Genomic DNA, 18,587 nt, shown 5'->3' on the forward strand with positions numbered 1-18,587 from the left:
AAAAATCCGTACCGATTATTGAGGTACGGATTTTTTCCTTAAACCTGACCGTCTTCAGCTGATCGATTGGCGGCATGCAAACCAGCGACAAATCCAGTCGAAAAGGCTGCAGTAATATTAAATCCGCCTGTATAGCCGTGAATGTCTAAAATTTCACCGCAAAAGTAGAGGCGGTCCATAAATTTTGATGCCATTTCATTAGGGACGATTTCTTTTAAGGATACACCGCCACCAGTGATAAAGGCTTTTTCAATCGATAGGGTTCCATTGACTTTCATTGTAAAGCTTTTCACCAGATGAGATAACTCTATCACGTTTTTCTTTTTTAAATGGTGATAGGTTGTGCTGGGATCTAAATCGATTTGGTCCATTATAAACAATAAATATCGTTCGGGTAATAAGCTTTTCCAGACTTGTTTGACTGATTTGTTTGGACTGTTTTTAGCTTGTTTCATCAGCTTGTCTATGATTTGTTGCTCACCTTCATCTGGAAAACAATCAATGGTGACATCAATCGTATCGGTTTTGAATTTCTTTAAGGCTTTGACCACAAACTGGCTTAAACGTAAGGCAGCAGGTCCTGATAAGCCTTGATGGGTAAATAAAATATCCCAGCGATGTGACTGAATGGGTTTACCGTTCGGTTTCAAAGCTGTGATTTCTACGTCACGTAATGATAACCCTTGTAGCGTTTTATCTTGAATAAACTTTTCATTCGACGTCATTGGAACTTCGGTAGGGTAAAGCTCAGTAATGGTGTGGCCAGCTTTTTTCGCCCACGCATAGCCTTGTCCTTGACTGCCTGTGTTGGGAACTGATTTCCCTCCGACCGCAATTACGACACAAGCGGTCGTCACCTTTTCGTTTTCTAAAATGATTTCATGCGTCTCTTCTCCATAATGGACAGCCTCAACCTTAGTATTTAACCTTTGATCCACACCGTGTACATCGAGTTGTCTGACTAACGTACTAACGACTGTTTTGGCACTGTCGCTGACGGGAAACATCCGGCCTTTATCTTCTTCTTTCAATTGAACGCCTAGAGATTCAAAGTATTCAATAATCGACGCATTATTAAAAATAGAAAATGCGCTGTATAAAAACCTTCCGTTACCCGGAATATGAGCAATTAGCTCATCATCAGGTAACACATTCGTGACATTACAACGCCCTCCGCCACTGATCGCAAGCTTTCGTCCAAGTTTATTTCCTTTTTCTATAAGTAAGGTTTTGGCGCCATTTCGGCCCGCGGTAATCGCAGCCATTAATCCTGACGGTCCGCCACCAATTACGACTACATCATATGTCAATTTGATTTCATGCCTTTCTGTTCGTTCAACTGTTTATAATATATGATAAAATAAAAGTGATAGATTGAACAATAAAATGTAGGTGAAAACATGTCAAATTCGAATGTGCTGCGCGGTACGATGATGTTAACCGGCGCTAATTTTTTATCAAAATTTCTTGGAATAATCTATGTTATTCCGTTTTACCTACTCGTTGGTGATGCGGGTGGTGCTTTATATACATATGCCTATAACCCTTATCAAATCTTTCTAAGTGTCGCAACACTTGGAATTCCATTAGCGATGTCTAAATTTATCGCGAAATATAATGCGTTAGAAGAATACGCCACAAAGGATGCGATGTTAAAAACAGGTCTAGTGTTAATGCTATCCATGGGGACGCTAGCTTTCTTAATATTGTTTGTAAGTGCTCAATGGTTGGCTCAGCTTATTATCCCGAGTAATGATTTAGCCAATTCGGTAGAAGATGTTACATTCGTCATTCGTATGGTGAGCTTTGCATTAATTATTTTACCCGCGATGAGTTTATTCCGCGGTTACTTTCAAGGTCATGAGTCCATGGGGCCGACAGCTGTATCGATTGTCGTGGAACAAATCATTCGCATTGTCTTCGTACTTGCGAGTGCTTATCTTGTTATTCATGTGTTCAAAGGCACGGTAACGCTAGCTGTTGGACTGGCAACTTTTGCAGCCTTAATCGGTGCTATTGCCTCGAGTGCTGTGTTATTAACGTATTTTAAAAAACGAAAACCGATGATTGATCGTGAAGCCCATCTAAAAGGTTATGGGACGGTAACACGTACGAAAAAAGACATGATGAGTGAGCTTTTTACCTATGCTGGTCCCTTTGTGTTAGTTGGGATTGCAACGCCGATGTATCAAATGATTGATCAATTTACGTTTAATCGTGCGATGGCCAACATCGGTTTAGCAGATATTTCAGAGAAGCTCTTATCAGTCATTCTTTTGTATGGTCATAAACTGGTGATCATACCTGTAACAATAGCTATTGGGCTTGCGATGGCTGTCATGCCAGCGATTACAAGGTCTTTTACTGAAAATAACCAGGCACAATATACGAGCTACATCCATCAGGCGTTTTTAATTGTGATGTTATTAGTTTTACCGGCATCCGTAGGCTTGGCCATCTTATCCGATCAGGCCTATGGTTCGTTATATAATGTGGAGGAGGCCATAAGCTACGCTGGTCCGTTATTAGCTTATTATGCGCCAGTTGCGTTATTTTTTGCATTGTTTACCGTTAGTGCTTCGATGTTACAAGGGATTAACCATCAAAATTACGCCGTTATTAGTCTAGGTGTGGGCTTAGCGGTTAAATTGATTTTAAACATTCCATTTATTCAAATGTTCGAGGCAAAAGGGGCCGTCTTCGCCACAGGCTTAGCTGTCTTAACGGCAGCGGCGCTTAATATTTTAAAAATTTATCGGGTGACACGCTTTAATGTTCGTCCGCTCTATCGTAAATCATTATTAATTGCGATCCTAACAGCTGTCATGGCTGTTGTGGTCCTACTCGTCAAATGGTTTGTTGGTCTACCGTTTGGTGAAGAGGCAACGAAATGGAAAATGATTACACAGTTAATTTTTTCAGTCTTAATCGGTGCCTATGCTTATTTATGGATGGCCTATAAAACAACGCTATTAGAGCGGTTATTAGGGGACCGTGTGAAACGATTTTCAAAATGGTTTATTTAAAGGTGGTTTAAATGAGACTTGATAAATTGCTAGCGAATCAAGGCTTTGGTTCACGGAAAGATGTTAAACAGTTAATCAAAAAGGGGAAGGTCACAATTGATGGGGAGGCTGTTAAAAGCTCTTCCTTTCACGTTGATCCCAAGCAATCTGAGGTTATCGTTAATGGGAAGACATTAGATTACCGGGACTATATTTACATTATGATGAATAAGCCCAAGGGTGTTATTTCTGCAACAAGGGATGATAAAGAGACTTGTGTAACCGATTTACTGGATGAATTTTATACGCCATTTTCACTGTTTCCGGTAGGGCGATTGGATAAGGATACGGTCGGGTTAATGCTTATAACGAATGACGGCGAATTATCCCATCAGCTTTTATCACCAAAGCAGCATGTCGATAAGGTCTATGAAGCAAAAATAAAAGGCCTTGTTACTGATGCGGATGTTGACGCTTTCAAAAAAGGCGTTTGCCTTGAGGACGGTTACGTAACAAAACCTGCAAAGTTAGAGATTTTGACTGCAGATGCGTATTCAGATGTACGTGTTACGATTTCAGAAGGGAAGTTTCATCAAATTAAACGAATGTTTGATGCAAGAGGCCATGAAGTTGTTGAGTTAAAACGGCTAAAAATAGGCAGTCTTGTATTAGATCATCATTTAGATTACGGTGAGTATCGTGAATTAACGGAAGAAGAGCTTAAGCAATTACAGAAGCATTAAATATTTTTTGGGATTTTGACTTTTTTATCTGTTGTTGTCCATTCGCCTTTGCGACAGCTTTCAACTAGTCCATTGTATTGTAGCACATTGATATCACGTTGAATGGTACGATCAGATAATCCGAATTGTTCTGAAAGTTCACTTGTTGTGGCTGAACCGTTTTCGTACAAATACAAATAGATGTCCTTAATACGATTCAACATTGTTTCTGATGGATAACTCAAAGAACCACCCCTAAAAAATTATGAATGATACATTTTTATAAAAATATTGTACAATAAAGTTAATGAAAAAATCAAAAAATTCTAAAGGAAAGAGAAGTGTTGTTTAAAATGACTGGCGATTCACATTACTTTATCGGATTTCCAGTTCCTGAGGTTAAGCGGGGAATACTTGCAAAGTGGCAGGAAGCATTAGAGCCATTTGTGGATTATCGGACATGGATGCACATCGACGATTTCCATATTACGATTCGATTTTTAGGTGCCTTGTCATCTCAACAGGTGGCTGAACTGAAACGTAAGCTTCAATCATTAGAATTGAATGCATTCGATGTCAGCATCAACGGGTTAAATTTTTTCGGAAAAGAAGAACAGCCACGAGTCATGTATGCTGAAGTTGAACGGCAAGATGACATCATGACATTAAAATCAGAAGTCGATCATGTATTAGAGACGTTCGATTTTGATAAGGAAAAACGTCCATATCGTCCACATATCACATTAGCCAAAAAATGGGGTAAAGGAAAGATCCATTTATCCCAAGAGGCTTTAGAACATAAAATCGATGCGGAAAAGCATTTACATTTTACGATGAACAGCTTTAATTTATATCGTGTTCATCCAGATCAATGGCCAAAATATGAAGTCGTACAATCATTTAAGCTAGAATAGGAGACATGATATGGCTCAGTTAATTAAGTTACAGGATTACATATCAAGATATGAACAGGATATGTTTCGTTATCCTAGTCAGTTTATCCGCATGAAAAAGGATAGTTTCCATCGTTTACGTGAGCAATGGGAGTCGGAGAAGGAGATGCCGATTTTAAGTGAACCTGAACAGGAAGAGAAACAATCCTTATTTCAAAAGATTTTTAATCGAAAAAAAGAGTTTAATGTTTGGGAGGAAGAGGAGCACAGGGAGCTACCACTACCAGTGGACGAGCATGAACTTAAGCAATTGTTTTTAAACCAAGTCTTCTCCTTTCAATTAAAGTGGGCATCAAGTACCTTACAAGAAGTCTCTTATTTTGATCAGGTTTATGAGACAGACAATTTATTAAAATATTTTTTACAACGTTTTCCGGATACATATCTATTACTCTATCAGCCTATTTTTAAGATGAAGCAAGCGGTGATTGAAGGCGATATTATCATCGTGACTCCAACCGACATCATGTGTGTTTCGGTATTAGATGGCGCTTCTGGCACGACGTATCAGCCTGTTGATGAGCGGAAATGGCAGACAATCGATGAAGGGCAGGTTCATACGGTCGTCAATCCATTGATCGGATTAAAGCGAATGGAGAAAATGATTTCAAGTATTTTACAGTATCATGAACTTGAATTCCCGATCAAAAAGGTCGTGTTAGCACGGAACCAGCGTATATTAAATCAAACACCAGCTTATCAAACTGAATATGTTGACCTCTTAAACTATGAGGAATGGTTCGATGCGATTCGAAAGACGGGTTACCCGATAAAATATCAACAATTAAAGGTAAGTGAAGCTTTACTAGAGCATACGCAAAAAACGTTTGTTAAACGTCCGATATGGAAAGAAGAAGAGGATCATATTTTGTAAGGTTAAGGGGAGTTATGATGTATGTGTTTATTATAAATCCTGCCGCGGGGAATGGGCGTGGTGAACAGATTGTGCAAGATTTTATTAAACGTCAAGGAGATTTCCAAAAGCAATATCGAACGTATTATTCTCAATATCCCGGACACGCGAAGGAATTAGCTAGTCAGATTGCCAGGTTACATCAAGATAAAATTCAATTATTATTCGTTGTGGGTGGGGATGGCACGCTGTATGAAGTGTTAAATGGGTTAAAACATGACCGTGACATTCCGATATCATTTATACCAGTAGGTTCTGGTAATGATTTTGCGAGAGGGTGCATGACGTCGCTTAATCCCAAAGTGAACCTTAGACAATCGATTGATGAGTTATTATTAAAGCCCTATTGGTTTGGACAATATGTAATGGATTTAAATCCCAAAAATAAGTCTAAATTGTTTGCTTCGAGTATCGGTTTTGGCTTTGATGCTGAAGTGGCTGAGCGTGTCAATGCATCAAAGATGAAAGCCTGGTTTAACCGTTTACGGCTGACGTTTTTAATCTATGTCATCGGTTTAATCATGACGATATTTACGTTTAAACCAAAGGACATTGAGTTGAATATTGACGGGAACTCTAAGACTCTCTCAAACGTTTGGATGATCACGATTAATAATCATCCTTATTTTGGTGGTGGCATGAAGATTGCACCTGATGCTAATATTAATCCACATACGTTTCATGTGACGATCGTTAAAGATATGTCTAAGTGGAAAATTTTATTGTTGTTTGTAACCGTCTTTTTCGGGAAGCATACCTCTTTAAAAGAAGTTGAAACCTTGCCATGTTCAAGCATTGGCTTGAAGTCAGAAAAACCTTTAACCTACCACGCAGATGGGTTTACCTCTAGCTGCTATCAAAGTCGAATTGAAAAAGAACTAGGGGCACGTCAGGTCATAAGAAAATAAGAGGAAATTTTATAAACCCTCTTGAAATGTATACGAAATATAGGTTAATCTAGTCTAGTCTCGTTTATTACATATGAAAGATTATGTGCAAAAAGTGGGTGAGTGAATTGGAGCATGCATTAGGTTCCGAGTGGGTGATTTCTCCAGCTGGCGGCACCACTGGGGAAGCCTTTTTAGCCGAAAATCAGAATGAAAAGTTATTTTTAAAACGGAATTCGTCACCTTTTTTGGCGGTGCTATCGGCAGAAGGTATTGTCCCGAAGCTCGTTTGGACAAAGCGGCTAGAAAACGGCGATGTGATTACAGCTCAAAAATGGTTAGAAGGCCGAGTTCTTGGGAAACGTGAGATGAAGGAAGATAAAGTAGCCAAGTTGTTAAGTAAAATCCACCACTCATCAGAAATTTTGCATTTATTTATGCGGATGGGCAAGATGCCGCTTGAGCCATCAAACTTATTAGTGCGTTTAATCAATCAATATCGAGGTCATGATCAGGTAGACCATGCTTTAATTGCCCATGCACTCGAATATTTACATAAGCATTTAGATCAAGTGAGGCGTCAGGAAAAAGTGGTTTGTCATTCTGATATTAATCATGAGAATTGGTTGCTCGGTGAAGACGATCACTTATATTTAATCGATTGGGATCAGGCAGTCATTGCGGATCCTGCGATAGATTTGAGTATGTTACTTTACCAGTACGTGCCACGTGAGCAATGGCAGACATGGCTATCTAAATATGGTGTTGAGTTTGATCATCAACTGCATATGCGCATCCAATGGTACATGATTGCGTTATCGTTATCGTATTATATCTGGTATTTAGAAAAGGGCGAAATTGACAACGCGTTGAAATGGAAAAATAGGTTAAGCCAACATAAATTAGCTTTTTGTTAAATCTATATTCAAGTGTTTGTTCATTTGAATATAGATTTTTTTACTTTCATAACGGGGTAAGTTGTTATAGGATTAAATTATAAGGAAAATGACGTACTAGCTTTTTTAGGAGTGACAACATGCGCTTAAGACACAAACCATGGGCAGCAGATTTTATCAAGGAACATGATGATATTGCTGTATTAAATCCATTTGACTATCGGGGAAAATGGCAGGAATTGTTTGAAATCAATCAGCCGATTGGATTAGAAATTGGAACTGGTAAAGGCCAATTTATCGCTAATATGGCTCAACAAAATAAACATATGAATTTTATTGGCATTGAAAAGGCTGAGAGTATTATCGTCACAGCGATCCAGAAAGTTTTGGATGCCGAGGTGTCAAATGCACACTTAATCCATGAAAATGCCAAGGACTTAAGAGACATAATTGCGGAAAATGAAATAGATATCATCTATTTGAATTTCTCAGATCCGTGGCCAAAGACACGACATGAGAAGCGGCGTTTAACGTATCATGCCTTTTTAGATCAGTATCAATCCATTTTAAAAGATGATGGAAGGATCGTTCTCAAAACAGATAACCGTCATTTTTTTGAGTACTCAATCGTTAGTTTTTCGCAATTTGGCATGACGCTAGAAGAAGTGACGTTAGACTTGCATAAATTAGAAGATGACACCAATGTCATGACGGAATATGAAGAGAAATTTTCAAGTAAAGGCCAGCCAATTTATCGCTGTATCGCTAAATTTTAATCATACATAAAGGGAGTGGGAGACATGGAAATATTAAAGATTGGACGTGCGACTTTAACCTGGTTAAATGGTGGCGTGACCCATATGGATGGTGGAGCGATGTTTGGTGTCGTACCGAAACCATTATGGAGTAAAAAGTATCCACACAATGATAAAAACCAAATCGAACTTCGTTGTGACGCCATTTTATTGCAAATTGATGGTAAGAACTTCTTGATCGATTCAGGAGTCGGTAAAGATAAATTAAATGATAAACAAAAACGAAACTTTGGCGTTTTAGAAGAATCGAAAATAGAGGAATCGCTATCGGAATTGGGATTATCGCCTGAGGATATTGATGGCATGCTGATGACACATTTACACTTTGATCATTCAAATGGGTTAACAAAGCCAGAGAATGGTGACTTAGTCAGTGTCTTCCCGAATGCAACGATTTTTGTATCCCAAATCGAGTGGGATGAAATGCGAAAACCAAATATGCGCTCAAAGAATACATATTGGGAAAGCAACTGGAAGCCTGTTCAAAATCAAGTTAAGACTTTTGAAAACAGTTTAGAAGTTGTATCAGGCTTAACGATGCAGCATACGAGTGGTCATAGTGATGGTCACGCCGTTATTAAATTTGAAGACGGGGATGATCGTTTTATCCATATGGCGGATTTAATGCCGACCCATGCGCACCAAAATCCGTTGTGGGTTTTAGCTTATGATGACTATCCGGTGACAAGCGTTCATGAAAAGAAACAACTACAAGATGAAGCCTACGCCAATGATAGCTGGTTTATTTTTTATCATGATGCGTATTATCGAGCCATTAAATTTAATGATGAGAAAGAAATTGAAGACGCTGTTAAACGGACGCGGTATGATTATTCGTAAATATGAAAAGCTTGGGAGAGTCTAAGGGTTCCGTTTAGATACATAAAGTAAATAACACACCTCATTTCGAATTTACGTGAAATGAGGTGTGCTGATTCCCCAATGTTGGGAGTTTTTCGCCCAATGCAGGGAGCTAATTCCCCAATGCAAGGTGTTTTTCGCCCAAAGAGGGTTGCTGATTCCCCAATGATGTGAGTTTTTCGCCCAAAGAGGGTTGCTGATTCCCCAATGATGTGAGTTTTTTGCCCAATGAAGCGCGCTGACTTCCCGATACCAAGCAATTTTTTACCCACGTCCAGTTTTCTCACCAAGTTTCGATTTCAGTTTAAAACTATCCCAAAAGTCTATGGTATATTAATGCAAGAGTGTGAATTTGTTGTGATTTTTTATTTTGCTCAAGATAAAATAGAAAATTATGTTAAAATCAATTCAAGAATACAAAAGTTTGTACTAAAAGTAACGGGCAGGATTATTGAACAGTACCTTTTAGCAATAAGGATGGAAATAGAATCCTTTTCACCTTTTCGTCCTTATACTTATTTAAAGAGGGAAAGGAGTGGAATGATTGTTCTTTCAAGCTAAAAGAGACTTACTGTATTTTATAGCAATTTGGGGGACTATATCTATCATCATTCTTGGTTCCATTTTTGATACAGAGCCAATTGTTATTAAGACAGCTTACTATTTAATTGGATTTATTATAATTGTAATTTTAATTTGGATATGGTTTGGAACGGGCTATAAAATTAAGGATAAAGAATTAAAAGTTCATTGTGGACCATTTAAATGGAAAATAAATATACAAGAGATAAGTAAAGTAAGTAAAGTAAAAAGTATATTTACGGCACCTGCCTTATCCTTCGATAGGTTAGAAATCTACTATGATAGATACAATTTAATTAGAATTTCTCCTGAAAATAATTCTGAATTTATTGACCTATTGTTAAAAGAAAATCCTCAAATACAAATAAATGAGAAAAGTTTAAAATAGTAATCAATAATTGACTACAAATATCTTCAACTATCGGGTGCGTTAGATGAAGAAGAGTGAGCATTTTCCGATAAGGAATTTGCTCTTTATTTGTAGCCCAAATTACATTGGTTTTTTCTTGTTTTTTGCAGATCTTCAATAATTATTGTAGGTATGCAAATTGAGTTACATTTTTGTGTGTAAAAAGCAACCCTAAATACACGCGAATATTGATTTAACAATGAAAAAAGAGCATTGAATTGCATTTTTAATGTTTGTACTCCAAAACTAAACTACTTGGAATTTTACCCAAGTGTCCTTTTAGATGTGATTTTAGATTTAAGGTTTTGCACCTAATATCGGAACACGTTGGGAGTCCCAAGCTTTTCGTTATTCCTTTAAATTTTTACGTGTTTCTTCTTGATTTGAAGAATCCTCTATTAAGTTGTTAGCTGATTTTTTAAACTCAGATAGCGTTTGTCCAATGGCAGAACCAATTTCAATATTGGATAATTTATGTATAAAATATAAACTTACCAAGTTTTTGCTTGATAAGTTAATAGACAAAGAAGGAAATCGTCAGCAAAGTGGTATATAATGGGTACAAATAGTAAATATTTGAGGGGTTTCAATGTTTAAGTGGATTACTGAAATTGATCAACCACCATTCGAATTTAATAACGAGAATGGTGAATTTAGACTTAAGAGACTGGATTCAACAGTTGAATTAAACGAAATGAGTCCAGTTTGCCAGTTGTTTGCCTCGTTTGATGTTATATTAGATCATGATGCCCTAACAATATTACCAACCCCAAATGACCATGCATTAGAAACTATACTGAATGAAGTGGTTCCTCATTATTTAGATGTAAAGCAAATATTCATTGATGGGAAGTTAAAAGAAATTAACGTAAGGAGTCTTAAAAAAGAGTCTAAAAAGATTGTAGAGGACTTACTTTCAAATAATATTTATCCAGTCATTCCTGAATTATACCGTACCAAAAATCTAAATTTGCCAACTGAACCAAGAAAATTAAAACACTATTTGGTAAAACTAGAATTGATTGACCCATTATTTATTGAAGAGACAGAAAAGATACATAATTTTTTTAAGAGTTCTTTCTTTACTGAAAGTGGTTCAATAAAACTTCAACCAACAGGATGGAAATTAAATGAACATTTAAAAGAGTCTGTGACTATTCGTGCTTTTAGTACATTTGCAAAACAAATTGTTTTAGTTGTTAATGAAGAAGATATGAGAGTAGTTGGACTTGATATCTACGGGTGATTTATTCAACAGACGGGACAGTTTAGCTCAATAAGAAAATCATCTATAATAAATCTAGTACATATTCAATTGAAAGGTGGATTATGATGACTAAACATAAAATTTATACAATGAGTGTCTCAAAAGTCTATCCCCATTATATAACGAAGGCAGAGAAAAAAGGACGTACGAAAACAGAAGTCGACGAAATCATCCGTTGGTTGACAGGCTATAGCCAGGAAGAATTAGAAGCGCATTTGGAAAAACAGACAGACTTTGAAACCTTCTTTGCGGAAGCTCCCCAACTGAATCCTTCGCGGGCTATGATTAAAGGAGTGATTTGCGGTGTCCGAGTAGAAGATATCGAAGAACCAACTATGCAGGAAATTCGCTAAATGGATAAGCTGATCGATGAGTTAGCAAAAGTAAAAGCGATGGAGAAGATTTTGCGGACATAATCATTTAAATAGTATTTATTTTGGAAATCAATCTTATTTACAAGGCGATCATCGAATTGATTGTCTTTTTTTACTTAAAATGATGATAAAATAGTTGGAATATTATGTTATTACTTTATTAAACATAAAGAGGCTTTCTGGAACAAGGGAAACAGCCCTCATTTCGTTAATGAAGTAGGGGAATGTAAGATGGATTATCTAACTTCCTTCATTGGGGAATTATCAGTCAAAATAGGGGCCTCAACGTGATACGTTGGGGACTCAGACTTGTGTATTGGGCATTCATCAAAGCTCATAGGGGAATCGGGGCACGCCATAGGGCAACCTGCAGTGAAGCAATCAGCTTATCACCTCCATTTGCTCCAAACTACTGATTCGACTCCCGATCAATTTCTAATATATCCCCATTAGTTGCGTCGACTAAAAATGCATATTGAACCGTTTTGCCGTCAATATTACGGGAAATTCCGCCTCGATACACGTGATAAAGCTCGTCTTCTTTACTAAACTCTTCACGCTCCATAAGAATCCAAGAACCACTAATGGGTCCGTTGGTTTTAAAAGCTTCTTTGACTTTTTTTAATGCGACTTCTGGATTCAACCATTGATTCGTCACTTTTCTCCCAATAAGGGTTCCGACGGTCATGCCGATGGCGGCGGGTGCTATAAGTTTATACCATTTCATGTGACTCACTCCATCTATTAGGTTAATCATATTTAGTTCATTATACGATTTCTGATGGTAAATTGAAATAATATCTGAATGGGTTGGAATAATTAGCATTTTTCCGATAAAATAAAAGAAGAATTCTTATTAAAAACGGAGTGATACATAGTGAATGAAGAGACGTTGCAAATGTTCCAAACGTTAACTGAATTACCAGGTGCTCCAGGTCATGAACATCAGGTTCGTCAATTTATGAAGCAGGAGTTAGAGAAATATTCTGATGAACTCGTTCAAGATCGATTAGGCGGAGTGTTTGGTGTTAAAAAAGGAAATGGCCCTCGCGTTATGGTAGCGGGTCATATGGATGAAGTCGGGTTTATGGTCACCCAAGTTACGAAAAATGGGATGATTCGCTTTCAACCATTAGGCGGTTGGTGGAATCAGGTGTTACTTGCTCAACGCGTACAAGTAATCACGGAAGATGGACCAGTTCCAGGTGTCATTGGATCTATTCCACCCCACAATTTAACGCCAGAACAGCGGAAGAAACCGATGGAAATCAAAAATATGCTCATTGATATCGGTGCCGATGACGAGGAAGATGTTAAGAATATTGGGGTTAAGCCTGGTCAGCCGATTCTACCGGTATGTCCGTTTACGCCAATGGCTAATGATAAAAAAATCATGGCTAAGTCATGGGATAACCGTTACGGATGCGGATTATCGATTGAGTTATTAAAGGAATTACAAGGTGAATCATTAGGTCATGAATTATATTCCGGTGCAACTGTTCAAGAGGAAATTGGTTTACGTGGTGCACAGACTGCTGCCAATATGATTCAGCCAGATTTATTCTTTGCCTTAGATGCTTCGCCAGCGAATGATATGGAAGGTAAAGAAAAAGAGTTTGGCCATCTTGGAAAAGGTGCACTTGTCCGTATATTCGACCGTACGATGGTGACACACCGAGGTATGCGTGATTTTGTTTTAGATACGGCTGAGTCGAAAGATATTCCATATCAATATTTTATTTCACAAGGTGGAACGGATGCAGGGCGCGTTCACATCTCTAATTCAGGTGTTCCGTCAGCTGTAATTGGTATTTGTTCACGTTATATTCATACAAGTTCTTCGATTATTCACGTTGATGACTTTGCAGCAGCAAAAGAATTACTTGTGAACCTTGTGAAGTCAGTTAATCAATCGACTGTTGATTCCATTAGAGCGAATAGCTAAATAAAGAGAGATGGTTAATTAAAACCATCTCTCAATAATGTGCTTATTACTGATAATAATATTCTAATACTTGAAGGGCTTGATCTACTGTTTCTACCGTTACCGTGGCTTTATTAGAAAGCTCTTTAAGCGGGTGAATTAACGATTCAGGTCTAATTAAAATTAGAGGTTTGTTCAGTCCGATGGCAATACCGGCATCCATAGCTGTATTCCACTGCTTATAGGATTCACCAAACAGGGCAATAACAGCATCTGCCTTTTGCATCATGATTTCGGTTCTAAAATTATTGATGCTCGCGCCAGTATCATCACGGTATTGTTGGTTAGGCTGTTTACCTAGAATATTTTCACCAATGTCATCAGAAAGGTCATGATTTTCTTGCGGCCCGTGGAACTGAATATCCAGTTGACTATTTTTGGCTTTCTGTTTTAACCGTTCACGCCAGTCATCATGAATTTGTCCAGCTAGATAGATTGATAGACTCATCATTTACAACCTCCATATCTATTTTTCTTTTATCTTCTAATGAAAAAATTGGTTTGTCAACTGAAATAAATCTTAAGAGGAGAGAGAACGTGAATAAGAAAAAAGGATTTTTAGCGCTAATAACCTTAATAAGTATGACGATTTTAGCCGGTTGCTTACAATCCGAAACACAGGTGATGGATCAGGCTGATAACCGGTTAAAGGATGTTTTCTTATCCGAAGAGACGATTGATACGAATTTTGAGTTAACAGATTTTGAAGTCTTTAAACCGGAGTCTTTAGAATTGGTCGAGGAAGCGGAGAATAATATTATATTTAAGGAAGATGACCAGCCTTTTATATTATTTATTAATGAATTTGAAGCACCAAATAGTAAATGGTTTTATAATCAAATCGAATCGAACCAAGATGAAAACAATCTTTATTTAAGTACGTTTGAAAGTGATACTGAATTTGCTTACTTTAGCGTTGATGAACTTGATGGTGATGAACTACAAGTACAACTAGGAATCGGTGGAGTCAAGATGACAACCTTAACAACAACGGGATCCGTCGAACAAGATGTTGAGGTGATGATTAAAATGGTTAAATCGATTCAAGAAAAATAATGAGTTATTGGTTGAGGAGGACGAGCTGTGAAAGCGTTCTTAGAGCGTAAAGGGGTACATATAAGTTTTCAAGCCTATGCGATAACGGCTTTAAGTTATATGGCATTAGGTTTGTTTGCATCATTAATTATTGGGGTCATTATCGATACGATTGGTAACGAAATTCCGAATATGCCTCAGTTTTTAGTCGAGGTTGGCAGCTATGCCATGGAACCTTTCGTTTATGGTGGGGCAATTGCGGTAGCTGTTGCTTATGGATTAAACGCGCCACCTCTTGTGATGTTTAGTGCATTATTTGCGGGGGCCTTTGCAGCTGACTCAGTTGGGGCAGGTCCAGCTGGTAGTTTTATAGCTGCCTTACTCGCGATTGAATTTGGAAAGCTCGTGAGTAAAGAGACGAAAATTGATATTATTGTGACACCACTCGTGACCATCATGGTGGGGTATTTTGTCGCAGTCGTAGCGGGCGTACCCATTGCTGAGTTTTTGAATGGTTTTGGGCAGGTTATTAATTGGGCAACCGAGCTACGTCCATTTACGATGGGGATTATTGTTGCTGTTTTAATGGGATTAGCATTAACGGCGCCGATTTCCAGTGTTGCGATTGCGATTATGCTAGATTTAAACGGTCTAGCTGCCGGGGCTGCTACTATAGGATGTTCTGCTCAAATGGTCGGGTTCGCAGTTAGTAGTTTTAGAGAGAATAAGATAAGTGGACTTGTTTCGCAAGGCATAGGGACATCGATGCTACAAGTCGCCAACATCATGAAAAACCCATATATTCTTATCCCACCTACTGTCGCTGGGGCAGTTTTGGCTCCTATAGCGACGGTCTGGATCCAGTTGGAAAACAATGCTTATGGGGCTGGCATGGGAACAAGTGGACTCGTTGGCCCGATTATGACCTTAAAAACGATGGGCTTCACAATGGAGACCTTTATGATTATTGTGATTTTATTAGTTTTAGCTCCAGCCATCATTAGTTTATTATTATCAGAATTTCTCCGGAAAAAAGGTTATATTAAAGCTGGCGATATGAAATTAGATGCGTAATTTTTAAAGCATGACTGCTTAAACGGTCATGCTTTTTTCTTTACTTATTAAATGGTAAAATAATGACTAGTGTGGCTTCGTAAAGGAGGCAAAACAGATGAAAATGACTAGTGTCAAAATGAAACGTAAATTAGAAGAACGGTTTAAAAACGAAGAGTGGCGAACTCATTTTGACCGTGATCAGGATACATTTCGTATCGAGTGGAAAGACAGTAAGCAAGGGGTCACGATTTCTCTTCCAGGTGTCATCTCTAAATGGGAGAATCGAGAGGAAGAGGCGTTAGACGAGCTTGAAAATCATATACGTGAAGCACTAAAAATCATGCATGAAGAACAGACACTTGAAGGGAAAGAAGCTAATATTTTTCCAGTTATTCGGTCTGGCTCTTTCCCAACTGAATCGAACAACGGTGCTCGATTAATATATACCGATCATACAGCGGAAACAAGGGTATATTATGCCATTGATTTAGGGAAATCGTATCGCTTAATTGATGAGCAGATGTTAAAACAAGAAAATTGGGAAGAAGACCGAATTAAGGAAGTGGCGATGTTCAACGTTCGCCGTTTATCAACGGATACAAAGCAAGAGGATGTTGCCGGAAATACGTTTTATTTCCTATCAACTAAAGATGGTTATGATGCCAGTCGTATCCTTAATGAAGCGTTATTAGAGAAAATGGCAGCTCAAGTAGAAGGGGAGTTAGCCGTTGGTGTTCCGCATCAGGATGTTTGTATTTTTGTTGATGTGAAAAATAAAACAGGCTACGATATTTTAGCGCAGATGATGATGCAATTTTTCGCAGAGGGACAAATCCCCATTACATCATTACCATTCTTGTACGAGGATAAAAAATTAGAACCGATATTCATTTTAGCTCAAAAAAAACCAAAAGATGATAAGGAGTAGAATGCTATGCAAGTTGTCTATAATCCAAAAGGTATTGGTGATGTATTGATCGTGACATTAGATCAACAGGATCAGAAGGTGACAGGTGAAGATTTTAATGACGTGACACGGCTCGTTAGTGAATCTGGGTCTGTTGTCGGTTATAATATTTTTAATTTATCTCATTATATGAATATAGATCAGACAGGCTCAATCAACGTTGATGAATTAATCGTGAATCATATTGAAGATATTTTTAAACAAAATGGACTGGAAGATTCGTTAGATGTTGATATATCACCAAAATTCGTTGTGGGATATGTTAAAGAGAAGAAACCTCATGAAAATGCTTCAAAATTGAATGTTTGTCGCGTTGATGTTGGCGATGAAGAGCTACAAATCGTTTGTGGTGCACCTAACGTTGATGCCGATCAGAAGGTTGTCGTCGCAAAGGTTGGTGCCTTTATGCCAAATGGAATGTTAATAAAGGAATCTAGTCTGAGAGGTGTCGATTCATACGGCATGATTTGTTCAGCGAAGGAGCTCAACATACCTCAAGCTAGTGAGAAAAAGGGTATCTTAGTATTAGAGGATGACCGAGAAGTTGGAGCGCCATTTGAATTATAAAGACATGGCTGATGGTTATGACCATCAGCCTAATTGTACTAACTTGTCAAGAGCATGAGAAGTGGTTAACATTAGGGTATAGGAATACGTTATTTGAGTAAATAATCGGGCGAGGGGTTAGTCATGAAGGAATTTACTTTAAAGCAAAATGGGGAAATTAAACGTTTAACAAATAAAACCTTTAAATTTGATGATCGAGTAGGGGAAGGTTGGTTTTCAGCAGTCTATTTTCTTAAAACAAAGGAAATTGTTGAAAAGCATTTAAAAGATAATATGATTACGATGCAATTTTTCCAAAAGCGTAACGCTGTGCTTTGTGGAACGGATGAGGCCATTGCTTTATTACATACTTTCGCTGAGCGTCCAGAAGAATTGGATATTTATGCGTTGCAGGATGGGGATAAAGTGAGTCCATATGAGTCAGTTTTAACCGTTAAGGGCCCTTATCAAAACTTTGGTTTTCTTGAAGGGATTATCGATGGCATTTTATCTAGACGAACATCTGTGGCAACGAATGTGTATAAAGTGGTAACCGCGGCTAAGTCGGCAGGTGCCGATAAACCGGTTATTTTTATGGGTGACCGAGATGACCATTACACACAGCAAGCAGGCGATGGTTATGCCGCATTTATTGGTGGATCAACGGCTCAAGCCACGCACGCCATGAACGAATGGTGGGGTAAGCAAGGCATGGGTACTATGCCTCACGCTTTAATCCAAATGTTTAAAGGTGATGTCGTCAAAGCGACTGAAGTTTATCAAAAGACTTTTCCTGATGATGATTTACTAGCGCTGGTTGATTACAATAACGATATCATTACCGATGCTTTAAAAGTTGCGAGGCACTTTGGAGATGAATTAAAAGGTGTCCGAGTCGATACATCAAAAAATATGGTTGATCATTATTTCTTCCGGAATCCACAAATCATGGGGTCATTTGATCCTAGAGGTGTTAACCCTCAGTTAATTTTTGCACTGCGGGATGCCCTAGATCAGGAAGGATATAACCATGTGAAAATTATGGCATCTGGTGGATTTAATGAGGAAAAAATTAAACGTTTTGAATCATTAGGTGTACCAGTTGACATGTATGGTGTCGGGAATAACCTATTAAAAATAAATATTGGATTTACAGGTGATAATGTCTTGTTGAATGATGAAAAGGAAGCAAAAGAGGGTCGACGATTTAACCCTAATCCAAGACTAGAAAAGGTGGATTACCCTGTTAATCGAGATTGATTGCATGATATGCAATCAATCTTTTATTTTTTCATACAATAGTCGTAATGTTTTT

20 protein-coding genes and 1 pseudogene are annotated in these 18,587 nt (G+C 38.0%); 17 read left to right on the forward strand and 4 right to left on the reverse strand.

Annotated features, from left to right (window positions below):
• Positions 1-38 precede the first annotated feature (38 nt).
• On the reverse strand, positions 39-1,310 hold the full coding sequence (locus tag BLP77_RS12565) for a BaiN/RdsA family NAD(P)/FAD-dependent oxidoreductase (protein ID WP_093857486.1): 1,272 nt from the start codon (positions 1,308-1,310) through the stop codon (positions 39-41).
• 90 nt (positions 1,311-1,400) lie between these two features.
• Between BLP77_RS12565 and BLP77_RS12570 the strand changes: the two genes are divergently transcribed.
• Both BLP77_RS12570 and BLP77_RS12575 read left to right on the forward strand, forming a co-directional pair.
• The gene (locus BLP77_RS12570) at positions 1,401-3,026 is read left to right on the forward strand and encodes a putative polysaccharide biosynthesis protein (protein ID WP_093857487.1); all 1,626 of its coding nucleotides are present in this window, start codon (positions 1,401-1,403) and stop codon (positions 3,024-3,026) included.
• Between the two features lie 11 nt (positions 3,027-3,037).
• A complete protein-coding gene (locus tag BLP77_RS12575; protein ID WP_093857488.1) occupies positions 3,038-3,748 on the forward strand; it encodes a pseudouridine synthase in 711 nt (236 codons plus the stop codon).
• Here BLP77_RS12575 and BLP77_RS12580 read toward each other — a convergent pair.
• Complete coding sequence (locus BLP77_RS12580; RefSeq protein WP_093857573.1) at positions 3,745-3,951, reverse strand: DeoR family transcriptional regulator; 207 nt, start codon at positions 3,949-3,951, stop codon at positions 3,745-3,747. The genes BLP77_RS12575 and BLP77_RS12580 overlap by 4 nt on opposite strands.
• Before the next feature lie 129 nt (positions 3,952-4,080).
• Here BLP77_RS12580 and thpR point away from each other — a divergent pair, with 129 nt between their 5' ends.
• The 9 genes and pseudogenes from thpR (at position 4,081) to BLP77_RS12630 (ending at position 11,726) form a co-directional block, all read left to right on the forward strand.
• A complete protein-coding gene (gene thpR / locus BLP77_RS12585) occupies positions 4,081-4,641 on the forward strand; it encodes an RNA 2',3'-cyclic phosphodiesterase (protein WP_143001444.1) in 561 nt (186 codons plus the stop codon).
• Between the two features lie 10 nt (positions 4,642-4,651).
• Positions 4,652-5,554: an NERD domain-containing protein gene (locus BLP77_RS12590; protein ID WP_093857490.1), complete on the forward strand. Its 903-nt coding sequence runs from the start codon at positions 4,652-4,654 to the stop codon at positions 5,552-5,554.
• A 17-nt stretch (positions 5,555-5,571) separates the two neighbouring features.
• Complete coding sequence (locus tag BLP77_RS12595; RefSeq protein ID WP_176753072.1) at positions 5,572-6,501, forward strand: diacylglycerol/lipid kinase family protein; 930 nt, start codon at positions 5,572-5,574, stop codon at positions 6,499-6,501.
• 98 nt (positions 6,502-6,599) lie between these two features.
• Positions 6,600-7,397 (forward strand): phosphotransferase family protein, encoded by a 798-nt coding sequence (locus BLP77_RS12600; RefSeq protein WP_245686883.1) that lies wholly within the window; start codon positions 6,600-6,602, stop codon positions 7,395-7,397.
• Between the two features lie 119 nt (positions 7,398-7,516).
• The gene (gene trmB, locus BLP77_RS12605) at positions 7,517-8,152 is read left to right on the forward strand and encodes a tRNA (guanosine(46)-N7)-methyltransferase TrmB (RefSeq protein WP_093857493.1); all 636 of its coding nucleotides are present in this window, start codon (positions 7,517-7,519) and stop codon (positions 8,150-8,152) included.
• A 24-nt stretch (positions 8,153-8,176) separates the two neighbouring features.
• Positions 8,177-9,031, forward strand: coding sequence for a YtnP family quorum-quenching lactonase (locus tag BLP77_RS12610; protein WP_093857494.1), 855 nt, complete (start codon positions 8,177-8,179; stop codon positions 9,029-9,031).
• 565 nt (positions 9,032-9,596) lie between these two features.
• Positions 9,597-10,022, forward strand: a complete 426-nt coding sequence (locus tag BLP77_RS12620; RefSeq protein WP_093857496.1) for a PH domain-containing protein — start codon at positions 9,597-9,599, stop codon at positions 10,020-10,022.
• A 610-nt stretch (positions 10,023-10,632) separates the two neighbouring features.
• Positions 10,633-11,289, forward strand: coding sequence for a hypothetical protein (locus tag BLP77_RS16060; protein WP_245686884.1), 657 nt, complete (start codon positions 10,633-10,635; stop codon positions 11,287-11,289).
• 110 nt (positions 11,290-11,399) lie between these two features.
• A pseudogene (locus BLP77_RS12630) lies at positions 11,400-11,726 on the forward strand (DUF2200 domain-containing protein).
• A gap of 367 nt (positions 11,727-12,093) precedes the next feature.
• Here the strand turns inward: BLP77_RS12630 and BLP77_RS12635 are convergent.
• Entirely contained in the window at positions 12,094-12,411 is a 318-nt protein-coding gene (locus BLP77_RS12635; RefSeq protein ID WP_093857497.1) for a PepSY domain-containing protein, read from the reverse strand.
• Positions 12,412-12,561: 150 nt separating this feature from the next.
• Here BLP77_RS12635 and BLP77_RS12640 point away from each other — a divergent pair, with 150 nt between their 5' ends.
• A complete protein-coding gene (locus BLP77_RS12640) occupies positions 12,562-13,629 on the forward strand; it encodes a M42 family metallopeptidase (protein WP_093857498.1) in 1,068 nt (355 codons plus the stop codon).
• A 46-nt stretch (positions 13,630-13,675) separates the two neighbouring features.
• On the opposite strand, the gene BLP77_RS12645 is transcribed toward BLP77_RS12640, so the two are convergent.
• Positions 13,676-14,116: a YtoQ family protein gene (locus BLP77_RS12645; RefSeq protein ID WP_093857575.1), complete on the reverse strand. Its 441-nt coding sequence runs from the start codon at positions 14,114-14,116 to the stop codon at positions 13,676-13,678.
• Positions 14,117-14,205: 89 nt separating this feature from the next.
• Between BLP77_RS12645 and BLP77_RS12650 the strand changes: the two genes are divergently transcribed.
• The 5 genes from BLP77_RS12650 (at position 14,206) to BLP77_RS12670 (ending at position 18,532) form a co-directional block, all read left to right on the forward strand.
• Positions 14,206-14,724, forward strand: coding sequence for a hypothetical protein (locus tag BLP77_RS12650; protein WP_093857499.1), 519 nt, complete (start codon positions 14,206-14,208; stop codon positions 14,722-14,724).
• 27 nt (positions 14,725-14,751) lie between these two features.
• Entirely contained in the window at positions 14,752-15,777 is a 1,026-nt protein-coding gene (locus tag BLP77_RS12655; RefSeq protein ID WP_093857500.1) for a PTS sugar transporter subunit IIC, read from the forward strand.
• Positions 15,778-15,874: 97 nt separating this feature from the next.
• Positions 15,875-16,687, forward strand: coding sequence for a DUF1444 domain-containing protein (locus tag BLP77_RS12660; RefSeq protein WP_093857501.1), 813 nt, complete (start codon positions 15,875-15,877; stop codon positions 16,685-16,687).
• A gap of 6 nt (positions 16,688-16,693) precedes the next feature.
• Positions 16,694-17,293, forward strand: coding sequence for a YtpR family tRNA-binding protein (gene ytpR, locus BLP77_RS12665; protein ID WP_093857502.1), 600 nt, complete (start codon positions 16,694-16,696; stop codon positions 17,291-17,293).
• A 123-nt stretch (positions 17,294-17,416) separates the two neighbouring features.
• Positions 17,417-18,532, forward strand: a complete 1,116-nt coding sequence (locus tag BLP77_RS12670) for a nicotinate phosphoribosyltransferase (protein WP_093857503.1) — start codon at positions 17,417-17,419, stop codon at positions 18,530-18,532.
• The last annotated feature ends 55 nt before the right edge of the window (positions 18,533-18,587 follow it).

The organism is Tenuibacillus multivorans (assembly GCF_900103915.1).
Lineage (GTDB): Bacteria > Bacillota > Bacilli > Bacillales > Alkalibacillaceae > Tenuibacillus > Tenuibacillus multivorans.